Annotated in this window: 13 protein-coding genes; 4 read left to right on the top strand and 9 right to left on the bottom strand. The window is 59.1% G+C overall.

Features of this window, described 5'->3' with window-relative positions:
- Nucleotides 1–31: 31 nt before the first annotated feature.
- Nucleotides 32–955, bottom strand: coding sequence for a DUF6685 family protein (locus tag UF78_RS12020; RefSeq protein ID WP_045162454.1), 924 nt, complete (start codon nt 953–955; stop codon nt 32–34).
- 167 nt (nt 956–1,122) lie between these two features.
- On the opposite strand from UF78_RS12020, the gene UF78_RS12015 reads away from it, so the two are divergent.
- The gene (locus tag UF78_RS12015) at nt 1,123–1,344 is read left to right on the top strand and encodes a DUF2835 domain-containing protein (RefSeq protein ID WP_045162453.1); all 222 of its coding nucleotides are present in this window, start codon (nt 1,123–1,125) and stop codon (nt 1,342–1,344) included.
- A gap of 110 nt (nt 1,345–1,454) precedes the next feature.
- Nucleotides 1,455–2,495, top strand: coding sequence for a quinone-dependent dihydroorotate dehydrogenase (locus tag UF78_RS12010; RefSeq protein ID WP_045162452.1), 1,041 nt, complete (start codon nt 1,455–1,457; stop codon nt 2,493–2,495).
- A gap of 91 nt (nt 2,496–2,586) precedes the next feature.
- Here UF78_RS12010 and rmf read toward each other — a convergent pair whose 3' ends face one another.
- Nucleotides 2,587–2,802: a ribosome modulation factor gene (rmf, locus tag UF78_RS22625; protein WP_021207445.1), complete on the bottom strand. Its 216-nt coding sequence runs from the start codon at nt 2,800–2,802 to the stop codon at nt 2,587–2,589.
- Between the two features lie 351 nt (nt 2,803–3,153).
- On the opposite strand from rmf, the gene rlmKL reads away from it, so the two are divergent.
- Nucleotides 3,154–5,334, top strand: coding sequence for a bifunctional 23S rRNA (guanine(2069)-N(7))-methyltransferase RlmK/23S rRNA (guanine(2445)-N(2))-methyltransferase RlmL (gene rlmKL / locus UF78_RS12000; RefSeq protein WP_045162450.1), 2,181 nt, complete (start codon nt 3,154–3,156; stop codon nt 5,332–5,334).
- A 127-nt stretch (nt 5,335–5,461) separates the two neighbouring features.
- Here the strand turns inward: rlmKL and dacB are convergent, their stop codons facing one another.
- Nucleotides 5,462–6,970: a D-alanyl-D-alanine carboxypeptidase/D-alanyl-D-alanine endopeptidase gene (dacB, locus tag UF78_RS11995; RefSeq protein WP_275589466.1), complete on the bottom strand. Its 1,509-nt coding sequence runs from the start codon at nt 6,968–6,970 to the stop codon at nt 5,462–5,464.
- 234 nt (nt 6,971–7,204) lie between these two features.
- Between dacB and UF78_RS11990 the strand changes: the two genes are divergently transcribed.
- On the top strand, nt 7,205–7,549 hold the full coding sequence (locus tag UF78_RS11990) for a YggL family protein (RefSeq protein ID WP_045162449.1): 345 nt from the start codon (nt 7,205–7,207) through the stop codon (nt 7,547–7,549).
- On the opposite strand, the gene UF78_RS11985 is transcribed toward UF78_RS11990, so the two are convergent.
- The 6 genes from UF78_RS11985 to UF78_RS11960 form a co-directional block, all read right to left on the bottom strand.
- Nucleotides 7,539–8,633, bottom strand: coding sequence for an FUSC family protein (locus UF78_RS11985; protein WP_045162566.1), 1,095 nt, complete (start codon nt 8,631–8,633; stop codon nt 7,539–7,541). The genes UF78_RS11990 and UF78_RS11985 overlap by 11 nt on opposite strands.
- 5 nt (nt 8,634–8,638) lie before the next feature.
- Nucleotides 8,639–9,970: a deoxyguanosinetriphosphate triphosphohydrolase gene (locus UF78_RS11980; protein ID WP_045162448.1), complete on the bottom strand. Its 1,332-nt coding sequence runs from the start codon at nt 9,968–9,970 to the stop codon at nt 8,639–8,641.
- A 211-nt stretch (nt 9,971–10,181) separates the two neighbouring features.
- Nucleotides 10,182–10,484 carry a hypothetical protein gene (locus UF78_RS11975; protein WP_045162447.1) on the bottom strand — a complete coding sequence of 101 codons (303 nt, stop codon included), beginning with the start codon at nt 10,482–10,484 and terminating at the stop codon, nt 10,182–10,184.
- Nucleotides 10,481–10,861, bottom strand: a complete 381-nt coding sequence (locus tag UF78_RS11970) for a phage holin family protein (protein WP_045162565.1) — start codon at nt 10,859–10,861, stop codon at nt 10,481–10,483. The genes UF78_RS11975 and UF78_RS11970 overlap by 4 nt, the downstream gene beginning before the upstream one ends.
- Nucleotides 10,862–10,878: 17 nt before the next feature.
- Nucleotides 10,879–11,280: a DUF883 family protein gene (locus tag UF78_RS11965; protein ID WP_045162446.1), complete on the bottom strand. Its 402-nt coding sequence runs from the start codon at nt 11,278–11,280 to the stop codon at nt 10,879–10,881.
- A gap of 224 nt (nt 11,281–11,504) precedes the next feature.
- The gene (locus UF78_RS11960; RefSeq protein ID WP_045162445.1) at nt 11,505–12,740 is read right to left on the bottom strand and encodes an OprD family porin; all 1,236 of its coding nucleotides are present in this window, start codon (nt 12,738–12,740) and stop codon (nt 11,505–11,507) included.
- Nucleotides 12,741–12,760 lie beyond the last annotated feature (20 nt).

Below are 12,760 nucleotides of genomic sequence, written 5' to 3'. Positions count from 1 at the left end.
GTGCGGCCTGGCGTTGGGTCGCCAGTCACGATCAGTCCGCTTGCGCCGTCCGGTTGCCGAGGCGGAATCGGGTGATCTGGGGCAAGCCGCGCAGATAGCGAACCAAGTCGGGCGCGCCGGCAAGCTTGAGCCCCTCGCCGAGGGCATTGGCGGCGGGTTGTTGCTTGTCGAGCAGAAGCAGCTCGGAGTTGTTGGCGTTGCGTAGCAGCGTCAAGCGCGCGTAAGGGATTTTCGCATCAAGCAGCAGGCCCATAAACTCGCGATCGTCCCAGGCTTGCGCCGGCATGGTCACAGCGTGGTATTCGCTGTCCAGCGCCTGCAGTCCCGCTGCATCGAGCCGGTAGTCGGTCAGCTCGCAGGGCAGGTTCACCTCAAGCCCTCGTAGCCGCGCATAGGCAATGGCACAGGCGAAGGCTTCGGCATGATGTTCTCCCGACCAGTAAATTCGCTCGCCGAGCCAGCTCGCCTGACGAAGCTCGATCGGAGCCTGGGTCTGGAAGTCGGGCAGGGCGGCGGTAATGGTCCGCACGAAGTCCCGGTAACTGATCACGCGCAACTGGCGGCACGCCTGGGTGGCGGCAAAGGCTTCGAACGTCGGATAGATAGTGCCATCGATGCTCTGCCCGCCGAGGCCGTCAATCTGCCGAAGGTCGAGTGCTGGATGGGCGCTCTGCTCTCGGCGCACGAGCCGCGTCAAGGCCGCGCGAGCTTTTGCCTTGTCTTCCTGGATCGGTCCGGAAAGCGCGCTTCTGGGAAGATCGACGAATCGCTGTAGGCAGGGTCCGTCGTGCCAAAAGATGCTCGGCGTCGGCTCGGAGAGCGGAGCGAAGGGCAACTGGATTTGGCTGGCGCGCTCAAGGATCTGGCGCGGCGACTTGCCGGTCAGTCCGAGGCGCTGAGCAAATTTGACGATTCGGGAGGTCACGGGCGGCATCGGCTCGGGCAAGTTCATCATTGCAGATGAACACGTAGGACAACGGCGGGAGTGTGGCAGAGCCGACGAAGTCGTGCACCGTGTTTGCCGAGCTTTTGTTCTGGATTGAGAGGTTCGGATAGCCTTGGTTTGCCACTGGTTAAGTGCCAATGTGGCAGAATCGCTGTGCTGATCATTGAGGAGCCTCCATGCCAAGCCTCGTGCTGGATATTGCGCTGCCTGCAGAAAAACTGCTGGCTGTCTATCAGGGGCGCGCTAATCGTATCCTAATCAAGAGCCGGGAAGGGACGAGCGTCAGCTTGCCGGCATATCACCTGCGACCCTTTCTGACATCTGTTGGGATATTTGGTTCATTCGAGATGGAATTTGCTCCGGAAGGCAAGCTGATTCGCTTGCGCCGCCTTGATTAGGCAACCTCTCAGAGAGTGGTTCCACATGGTTGGGCTTTACGTTCAACCCGCTGAAAATGCCCCCCGCCTGCTATACTCCCGCGCCACACTTTCCAGGATCTAGGCTGCGTATGTATAACCTGGCCCGCCAGCTGCTATTCAAATTCACTCCCGAGACTTCCCATGAGCTCTCGCTCGATCTTATCGGCGCGGGCGGCCGTCTGGGGCTTAATGCCATGCTCAACAAGGCGCCGGCCGGCTTGCCGGTGCGAGTGATGGGATTGGACTTTCCCAACCCTGTGGGGCTGGCGGCCGGACTGGACAAGAATGGCGAGGCGATCCATGGCATGTCCCAGTTGGGGTTCGGCTTTGTCGAAGTGGGCACCGTGACGCCGAGGCCGCAGCCGGGCAATCCGAAGCCGCGCATCTTTCGCCTGCCCGAAGCCGAAGCCATCATCAACCGCATGGGCTTCAACAATCATGGGGTCGACGCGCTGTTGGAAAGAGTCGATGCGGCTCGTTTCAAAGGCATTCTGGGCATCAATATCGGTAAGAACTTCGATACGCCCGTCGATCGCGCCCAGGATGATTATTTGTTGTGCCTGGACAAGGTCTACCACCAGGCAAGCTACGTCACCGTGAACGTCAGCTCGCCGAATACACCAGGGCTGCGCAGCCTGCAGTTCGGTGACTCCCTCAAGCAGCTGCTCGACGCGCTTGGGCAGCGCCGTGAGGATCTCGAGGTGCTGCACGGCAAGCGTGTACCGCTGGCCATCAAGATCGCGCCGGACATGACCGATGAGGAAACCGCATTGGTCGCCGAAGCTGTATTTCAAGCCGGGATGGACGCCATCATCGCGACCAATACGACACTCGGTCGTGACGGTGTCGCCGGGCTTGCCCATGCTGACGAAACTGGCGGACTGTCAGGGGCGCCGGTGCGCGAAAAAAGTACCCACACGGTTAGAGTTCTGGCTGAAACGCTGGCGGGCCGTTTGCCGATCATCGCTGTCGGTGGCATCACCGAAGGGCGGCATGCGGCGGAGAAGATCGAGGCCGGCGCGAGTTTGGTGCAGCTGTATACGGGCTTTATCTACAAGGGGCCAGCACTGATACGCGAGACGGTGGATGCCATCGCAGCGCTGCAATCTCGGAAGGAAGTGAATCGCTGATCTATTTGCTCGGTGGGGCTCCCTGAGGGAGCCCCGGGCTTCAAGCCCGCCGCCCGGGTGGGGCGTGCCAGTTGAAGTCGGTGTGATCGTGTCAGCCGACTGCGTGAAGTTCGTTCAATCGATGAAGACCGGCCGCACCGGTCAGACCGTCCCAGTTGTCGCCGCGGCCCTCTCGCCAGCCGTTAATCCAGGCTTGGCGTACTTCGGGATGAGAAAAAGGACAGAGATCGCGAGATTTGCCGTGTATGCCATGCTGATAACCGCGTAGAAATGCTCGTTCCATCGGATCACGCTTGAGTCTTCTCATTGGGTATTGCCCTCAGTGGTTGACTGGTGTTCCTGTATGACCTCCTAGAGGTCGGCAGATAGACTGCCAACGAAGCCCGCTGCCGGCGTGGCGAGCCTCTGCCGAACATCGTTGCGATGCCGGGTTGAGTCGAGTTCTAACCCAAATGGTTCCGATGCGGGAATGATCGTTTTGTAATAAGCAAGTAACCAAACCGTAGTGGTGCCCATAAGGCACGCGAGACGCGCGTCTCGCGATGTCTGCCTCCGCACTGTTGCCGCTGCTTCGCGACGAATGCAGTCGGAACCGCGCAACTATCGAAGAGAGATCCGGTATGGCTATCCGACCGGGTCGCACAATTCTGGACATGTCATGACTGATCGCCACGAACTTATCCTCACCTGCCCCAAGGGGCTGGAAGGCTTGTTGCTCGAAGAGGCCATTGGCCTAGGACTTGAGGAGGCACGCGAACAGACCGCTGCCATTCGCGGCTTCGCCGGCATGGAGGTTGCGTATCGGTTGTGCCTCTGGTCGCGCCTGGCCAACCGGGTTCTGCTGGTGATCGACCGTTTCGCAACAGTGAATGCCGAAACGCTTTATGAAGGCGTCCACCGGATCGGCTGGGCGGAGCATCTGGAAGCGACTGGCAGCCTGGCTGTTGAATTCAGCGGTCACGGATCGGGAATCGACAATACTCACTTCGGTGCGCTGAAGGTCAAGGACGCGATCGTAGATCGCCTGCGAACGGCGTCCGGCGAGCGCCCGAGCGTCGACAAGCTGAATCCGGACCTTCGCGTTCATCTGCGTCTCGACCGCGGGCAGGCGGTTCTTTCATTGGATCTTTCCGGGCACAGCCTGCACCAGCGCGGCTACCGTCTGCAGCAGGGCGCTGCACCACTGAAGGAGAACCTGGCGGCCGCTGTATTGATCCGCGCGGGCTGGCCCCGTATCGCCGCAGCGGGCGGCGCGCTGACGGACCCGATGTGCGGCGTCGGCACCTTTCTTATCGAAGGCGCCCTGATGGCTGCTGATGTCGCGCCCAACTTGCGCCGTGAGCGTTGGGGGTTCAGCGCCTGGCTGGGGCATGTCCCGGCCATCTGGAACCGCCTGCATGCCGAAGCGCAGGCTCGCGCTGAAGCGGGGCTGGCGCAAAAGCCGCTGTGGATACGGGGCTACGAGGCGGACCCGCGTCTGATACAGCCTGCCAAGAACAATATCGAGCGCGCCGGTCTGGCCGGCTGGATTCGGGTCTACCAAGGAGATGTGGCAACGTTCGAACCTCGTCCCGACCAGAACCAGAAGGGCTTGGTGATCTGCAACCCGCCCTATGGTGAGCGGCTGGGAGACGAGGCGAGCCTGGTCTACCTCTATCAGAATCTCGGTGAACGCTTGCGACAGGCCTGCCTCGGCTGGGAGGCTGCCGTTCTGACGTCGGCGCCGGACCTTGGCAAGCGCATGGGTATCCGCAGTCACAAGCAATACGCCTTCTGGAATGGCGCGCTGCCTTGCAAGCTGTTGCTGATCAAGGTCGAGCTGGATCAGTTCGTGACCGGGCAGCGCAAGGCTTCGGTTGAGAACAAGATCGAGGAGCAGTCCGTCACGGAACTGGCGCGCCTCAGTGAAGGTGGTCAGATGTTCGCCAACCGGCTGCAGAAAAACCTGAAGCTGCTCGGCAAATGGGCACGAAAGGAAGGTATTCAATGCTACCGGCTATACGACGCCGACATGCCTGAATATGCGTTGGCCATCGATCTGTATGGTGATTGGGTGCATGTGCAGGAGTACGCCCCCCCACGCTCGATCGACCCGGAGAAAGCCCAGGCGCGGTTGTACGATGCGCTGGGAGCGATTCCTCAAGCGTTGGGTATTTCCCGCGATCGGGTGGTGGTCAAACGCCGAGAGCGGCAGAGCGGGACACGCCAGTACGAGCGGCAGGCCAGCCAGGGCGAGTTCCTCGAAGTGAGAGAGGGCGACGTCAAGTTGCTGGTGAACCTGACCGACTATCTCGATACAGGGCTATTCCTCGATCATCGTCCGCTTCGCCTGCGCCTCGCTCGCGAAGCGGCTGGCAAGCGCTTTCTGAACCTATATTGCTACACGGCAACGGCAACTGTGCATGCGGCCAAGGGCGGCGCTCGCAGCACTACCAGCGTCGATCTGTCGAAGACCTACCTGGACTGGGCGCGGCGCAACCTGGCTTTGAACGGCTTGTCCGATCGGCAACGTCTGGAGCAGGCCGATGTGATGACTTGGCTCGAGGAGGATCGTGGCGAGTACGATCTGATCTTTATCGACCCGCCCACCTTCTCCAACTCCAAACGCATGGAAGGCGTCTTCGATGTCCAACGTGATCATGTTGCATTGCTCGACCTCGCCATGGCGCGGTTGGCTGCCGGCGGTACGCTTTATTTTTCCAACAATTTCCGCAAGTTCGCGCTCGATGCGGGCGTCGCCGAGCGTTACGCCGTGGAGGAAATCACCGGCGCGACGTTAGACGAGGATTTTCGGCGCAACAGCAAGATACATCGGGCCTGGAAACTCCAGGCGCGTTGACCGGCGATTCGTAAGCGTTTGGCTGCACAGCGATGCGAGTACGTATTGGGTGGCCGACGCTCTGCGATGGAGTGGCGTTGATGCATGAACCGACGGCCGGCGGCCTTCGACCGCCGGCACGCATGGATTAGCGTTGCGCGGTGCTTTCGTTGCTCGGGCGGTTGTAGAGACTGACCAGCACCTGATCCAGTATCGAGGAGGCACCCCATGGACGCGGGTGATTGAGGATGGCCACAACAGCCCAGGTATTGCCATCGTTGTCGCGGCTATAGCCGGCGATCGCCCGCACCGTATTCAGCGTTCCGGTCTTGATATGTGCCTTGCCAGCCACGCCGGTGTTGTGCAGACGCTTGCGCATGGTGCCGTCTATGGCCGCGAGCGGCATCGAGGAAATAAATTCCGCCGCGTACGGGCTCTGCCAGGCCGCCTGCAACAGGCTGGCCAGTTCCCGTGCACTGACGCGCTCGGCACGCGACAGGCCGGAGCCGTTCTCGATGACCAGATGCGGTGATATCAATCCCTTTTTCGCCAGCCACTGGCGGATCACGCGCTGCGCGGCTTTCGAGTCATCGGTATCCGTTTCGTTACGGAACTCGGCGCCCAGACTCAGGAATAGTTGCCGCGCCATGGTGTTGTTGCTGTATTTGTTGATGTCGCGAATGATTTCCGCCAGATCCGGTGAATAGGCGCGAGCGATCATGCGAGCATTCTTGGGTACCTGGGCGACTCGGTCGTTACCCAGGATGCTGCCACCCAATTCATTCCAAATTGCCCGGACGGCACCTGCGGCGTAGCGCTGATGATCGAGCAGAGACAGGTAAGTCTGGCCGCTGCATCCGGCTGGAAGTTTGCCGGTGACCACGACCGTCACGCCGTCAGCCTCCTCGATCGGGTTGTAGCGAATGTCAGGCCAGCCGGGACATTTGGCTTTGGGCAGTGCCTGTATGCGATTGTCGACGCGAACCGTGGCGATCGGCGGCTCCACCATGACGTTTACCCTGCCGTCATCGTTGCGGGCGATGAAGCGAAGCGCCTTGAGATTGACCAGCAAAGAATCCGGCCCCACCAGGAAGGGCTTGTTCTTGTCGTTGCCGTCGTCATCGAAAATCGGCAACGTCGGTTGCACGAAGTGGCTGCGGTCGAGGATCAGATCGCCAGTAACGGTCTGGACGCCATTGGCGCGCAGATCGCGCAGCAACAGCCAGAGCTTCTCCATGTTGAGCTTGGGATCACCGCCACCCTTGAGGTAAAGGTTTCCGTTGAGCGTGCCGCTCTCAATAGGCCCGTCAGCATAGAATTCCGTCTTCCACTGATGGTTGGGGCCCAGCAGTTCCAGCGCAGCGTAGGTCGTGACCAACTTCATGGTCGAGGCGGGGTTGACCGACACATCGGCATTCACAAAGGTCGGCGACGCATTACTGTTGAGCGGCAACATCACGACGGACAGCGCGCTGCTTTCTATCTTGTTCGCCTTAAGCGCCTGTGCCACTCGGGGTGGCAGGGTCTGATTGACGGTCTCGGCGAAGGTTGTAAACGCCAACGGTAGCGTCAGCGTGGCGGCCGCGATACGGCCGAGCAATTTGTTGATGACTCTGTGCCGAGCAGCTGGAACAGAGAGACTGGAAATCAGCGACATTGAAGTTCCCTACTGCGTTCAGGGAAAAAAGGCGGGCTCATTATGCCCACGTCCAAGAAGTGACGTGCTTCTCATCCGACAAGCGTAGCTGGCGACCTGCGGTCCCTGCAAAAAGAATCCGCAGTTGCCATTGATTTGAACGAATAGGGTGACAGACTGCTGCCTGTAATCGCACAAGCGCGGCGTTGCTGTTAGAGTGCGCGCCGTCATCACGTTAGAAAAAGGACCGATTCAATGGCTACCAATCGCTCGCGCCGCTTGCGCAAGAAACTCTGTGTCGATGAATTCCAGGAACTGGGTTTCGAAGTCAATCTGACCTACCGTGACGGTCTTGACGCGTCGGCAGTCGACGGCTTTCTCGAAGCTTTCCTGAACGAAGCTATCGAAGCCAACGGTCTAGGCTATATCGGTGGTGAGGATTATGGTTTTGTATGCTTGGCCAGTCGTGGCTCGGTTAACGAAGAGCAGCGCGGTCAAGTCGAGGCGTGGCTGAAGGGCCGCAACGAACTAGCCGAATTCAACGTAAGCCCGTTGATGGATGTCTGGTATCCTGAAAACGAGATCAACGCTAAGGCGTGATCGAGTCGTTCCTGTCCTGATCGGTCGCGGTTGTTTGCCGGGAGTTGCGCAATGCAATCCGGGCAATCAACCGGCGTAGCACGTACATCAGCGTAGTTACGCCCAGCGCTACACCCACCCCAATGGCCGCGTTGGTCAGGCGTATCTGCGGCAATTCCCAGTCTTGCGCCAGGGTTTCTGCCAACAGCAAGAAGCTCAGTGTCGTCTGCAGGACGAATAGCCCGTAGTGATGTGCCTGGAAAGCCCGACTCAGCATCACCAGTGGCAGCATGATCATCACCATCATCGGCGGATCGGCCAGGCTGTGGCCCATATAGATCAGTACCGCTGCCGCGCAGAAAATTCCGATGCCGGCTTGCAGAGCGCGAACGAGGCTGTGCTGCAAATCCATTTGCAAGCTTGTGAAGACTGCCAGCGTCAACCAATAACCTCGTGGAAGCTCGGCAAGGGTCACGATCAGGCCACCGGTGGCCGCTGCGAGTATGTAAGTCAGGGCATGGAGCCGCCATTGGTGAATCGGAGTACGCCGCGCACGGCGCCGTAGCACTTTCATCAAGCTGAATAGCCGAGGCATGTACGGCCACATGCGCAAGCCATGCATGCCGCGTAGCCCGAATGCCAGCAGGGTGACCCAAAGACCTCCCAAAGCGAACAGTACGGCGATTGCCTGGGGATTGTTGAAATCGCCGATTCCGTGCTGCCCCTGGCCAAGGCACAGGCAGATCGCCAGGCCGATCCCGAGCTTGCCGGCCTCACTGCCATAGCGCTGCAGCCATGCCAATAACAGGCCGTAGAAGGCAAACAGACCAAGACTGACCAGAGGGTGCGTCGCCGACCAGAATCCGAGCGCGGCGCTACCGGCACCGAGGCCGATCAATAGCAGCATTCGTAACATGCCGAGGCGGTGCAGCGGGTTCGCTTTGGCCGCCTGGAAAGCCCCGACAGTGGCCCATAGGAAGCCGGGATGACCGCTGAACAACCCGAGCAGAAGCGGCAGTGCACAGCCGAGGCCGGCTACGGTTGCTGCGCCCCAGGCGGGGCGGCCAGGCTGCCAGCCGACGATTCTCCACAGTGGTTTTTTCATCTGACTCACGTCGGGCTCGAGCGTCCGGTCATTTCGCCGGCCATCTCGGTCGCATAGCTGTCAGTCATGCCGGCAATGAAGTCGATCATCCGTATGAAAGACTGATACAACGGCCAGTCAGGATTCGGCGCATTGCTACCAAGCAGGTCCAGTATGCGACGATTCTTGAAGGACGGTGTACGTCCGCCATGCTGCTCCAAGGCGGCACCACAGAAGGCGTTAAGGAGAATTTCGAGCGTGGTATAGGCGCCAATCTCGTGAAGCGTCTTGCGCTTGTCTTGAAAGATCTTTTCCCGCGCCATGGCTTTGGCTTGCACTACGCACTGTTTGGCTGGGCCGTGCATATGCTCGACCAGATCTCCGGCGAGTTTTCCAGTCAGCAGCGCCTGCTGCTGCTCGACGAAGGCACGTGCCGCGGCGTTGGTCAGATGTTCGATGGCCTTTCCTCTGAGAATGGCCAGCTTGCGCCTGCGCGAATCCTTGGGACCGAGTTGCCGGTAGGTCTCTGGCAGGTCGTCGCCCACCAGATTCAACAGCAGGGCCTCGACCTCGGCGTAATCGAGCAGGTCCATTTCGAGGCCATCTTCCAGATCGATGAGGCCGTAACAGATATCGTCTGCCGCCTCCATCAGATAGACCAGCGGATGACGCGCCCAGCGCTGCTCATCCAGCTTCGGCAGGCCGAGCTTCGAGGCGATTTGCTCGAGCAGAGGCAGCTCGCTCTGGTAGCAGCCAAACTTGTGCTTCTTGTAGCCGAGCGCCTCGGCATGACGCGATGTCCACGGATACTTGAGGTAGGTGCCAAGCGTTGCATAGGTCAGCCGGGTGCCACCGTCGAACTGGTGGTACTCGAGCTGTGTAAGCACTCTGAAGCCTTGCGCGTTGCCCTCGAAGTTCAAGAAATCGGCTCGTTCAGCATCGCTCATGCTATCCAGCCAGCCACGTCCGGCCGCCTGTTGAAACCAATGGCGAATCGCATCTTCCCCCGAGTGGCCGAACGGGGGATTGCCTATATCGTGAGCGAGGCAGGCTGACTGGATGATCATCCCTAGATCAGCCGGACTGCACCATTCCGGCATGTCGTCACGCAACACTTCTCCCACACGCATGCCGAGAGAGCGTCCGACGCAGCTCACTTCCAGCGAATGAGTGAGGCGGGTATGTATGTGGTCGTTGCTGGAGACGGGGTGCACTTGGGTCTTGCGCCCAAGTCGACGGAACGCTCCAGAGAAGATAATCCTGTCATGATCCTTGTGAAACGGGCTTCGACCAAGCTCTTCGTTGCTGTGAACGGATTTACCGAGCCGTTCACGATTAAGCAGGGTATGCCAATCCAAAGAGCAACCTCCTTGATGTCGCAGTGGGGCCGATGTGCCAGGCGCAATAACACGACCGGCAGCTAGCGCCGCAGCGTGTCCGTCGAGTGCATTCATCACATGGCGCCAGCCTACAGCACTTGCCGACTGCTAAACCATACGCGCATCGCATGGCGGGGCAGTCAAGCTGCACTGCCTGCCAACATCAGGCCTTCTCGGAATTTTGCGCCGGCTAATGCCGCATCTTACGGATAATCGGATATAGCAGAAGGCCCAATCGAGCCAGTTTGCCTACCTTTCCAAGGCGACGACCAAACAGAGCGAGCGCCATGGTCGTCGCTACCACCACGGGGCCCCTCTGTACAGTATGTTCGGACGCGGCGCCGCGGTTCGCGACCATCTGCTTGATTCGCTGAAAAGGATGGGCGAGTGGTTGCGAGTGATAAAGGAGTTGTTGGCGGTTCATTTCCATGCGCAACCGAACCAGATCCTTGCGCATGGCGAGGTCGCTGGAACTACTAAGGGGAAAGCTCATGGCAATAGACGCTCCCGATTGCGGGCCAGCTCCTCGACCGTTGCCTGGAAGGGCGAAGCGCTCTCTTTGGCGAGGCGAGTTGCGCGGCTAATACATGCTGCCAGGCACACTGCGTACAGCACGCAGAGCACCAGGATCGCTGCGATAGGGTTGCTGTCCCAGAACGCGATGACGATCGCGGCCGATAGCCCTACCAAGATCAGCAAACCGAGGATGAGGGCGATACTGGCGAGAAGAAAAAGCTTGAACACTCGGACTCTTTCTTCCTGGATTTCTATCCCGACCAGCTCTAAATGCCCTTGCAACAGATCAACAAGCGCGCCGCCCATTTTCTTGAGGGAGGGCGCTGGTGCTTCATCGGCGTGCTTGGTTTCCATTGAATCCATACCCCACATCAGCGGCGGGTAATCAAGCCAAAGAGAAAACCGACCCCTGCCGCGATACCGATCGATTGCCATGGATGGGTATGGACATACTCCTCGGTGCACTGGATAGCTGCCTGACTCTGCTCACGCAACGTACCTTCCTGTTCCTTGAGCATTTGACGGGCGCGGCTGAGGTTGGCGTTGATCTTGCCGCGCAACTCTTCGGTCTGTGCACCTGCGGTCTCTTGCGTGTGCTTCAACAGGCGCTCGGTGTCTCCGATCAAGGTGTGGAATTCTTCAATGAGTGCGTTCTGAGCGGCTTGGAGGTTGCGGCGGTGTGCGGACTTGTCGAACAACGGTGCGGAGGTTCCCATGGATGCATCGGGGATTGGCGTTTCGTCACTGGTGCCGAAAGTGGATTCGGTAGACATCTGCAGCTCCTCTTCAGTCTCGCTGGAACAAAAGGTCCCAGTGCCTCAAGTTTCGAGCACGCTGATAGCGCAAGGTTCCCGCTCCGTTTGACTCGTTTTACCGTCAGTTTGTGTTCAGGCGTTGAACCCGCTCGCAGTGATGGTTCGTGGTTGATATATGCGCAAAAAAGAAAACCCGCCGAAGCGGGTTTTCTATCTACTGCACTTGCATGCGGTAGCCGCTATTACATCAGCGGGATGGTGTAGCTGACGATAAAGCGGGTCTGATCGATCTCACGACCGTCGCCGCGGTAGGTGCCGTTACGCAGCTTGACACCAAGATTCTTCAGCGCGCCACTTTGCATGACATAGCCGATATCGGTATCACGCTCCCACTCTTCGCCGTTGCCGTTGGCGCCGGCATCGGTGCCTTTCACGTAACGGGTCATGAAGGTCAGGCCCGGCACGCCCATGGCGGCAAAGTTGTAGTCATAGCGGACCTGCCACGACTTTTCGTCCGGATCGGCGAAGGTGGGGTCGATCATGACGTAGTTCACCAGGAACGCGTCGCCACCATTTAGGTAGGGATAACCGGTATTACCGCTCATGTCCTGATAGGCCGCACCGAATGCGTGGCCGCCCAGGCTATAGGTGAACATCGCGCCGAATGCCTTGTTGTCGACGTTGGTGTTGCCATCGTCGGTGGAGCGGGCGTAGCGAATGTCGCTCTTGAACGATTGCTTCTCGCCCAGCGGCATTACGTGAACCAGGTTGAAGATATGTTGCTTGTAGTTCTTGTCCAGGTTGCCGTAGTCGTACGAAGTCGTCAGTTCCTTATTCCACTGATACTTCAAGCTGGCGAAATCGAACTTATCAGAAGCTACACCACCAGCCCCTCCATTGGACATTGTCATGTCAGCAAAACCGGCTTCGCTGCGCAAGCTGGTTTCGGTCATGCGGCCGAGGTTGACGGTTAGGCCATCGATTTCCTGAGAGGTCAGCATGCCACCGCGAAAAGTCTGTGGCAGCAGGCGCGAGTCGCTCGGCAGGATAGTTGGCAGCTTCGGAATCATCTCGCCGATTTTTAGCGTGGTCTGGGAGATTCGAGCTTTCGCGGCGCCGCCGATGCGGCCGTAATCGTCCGGAGCGTAGCCATCGTCATTGGTAGGCAGAAGGCCGGAACCGGTGCGGTCGGGACTGGAATCGAGCTTCAGGCCCAGCAGGCCAATCGCATCTACACCAAATCCAACAGTGCCTTCGGTAAAGCCTGATTCGTATTTGAAGATAAAGCCTTGTGCCCATTCTTCGATTTTGGACTGGCCGGCGCCGTCATGACGGTTATCACCGTTGAAGTAGAAGTTGCGCAGTTCCAGGCTGGCTTTGCTGTCCTTCAAGAACTCAGCTTGAGCCATAGTAGGAATGGCCAGTGTTGCTCCCAGAGTGGCTAGGGCCACGCCCCGGGCGATTGGGGTCTTGAGCATTTCTTATTTCTCCTCGTTGG

Source organism: Stutzerimonas stutzeri, from assembly GCF_000952685.1.
Lineage (GTDB): Bacteria > Pseudomonadota > Gammaproteobacteria > Pseudomonadales > Pseudomonadaceae > Stutzerimonas > Stutzerimonas stutzeri_E.
Note: the sequence above shows the minus strand (reverse complement) of the source record. Positions and strands in the feature narration are given on the sequence as shown.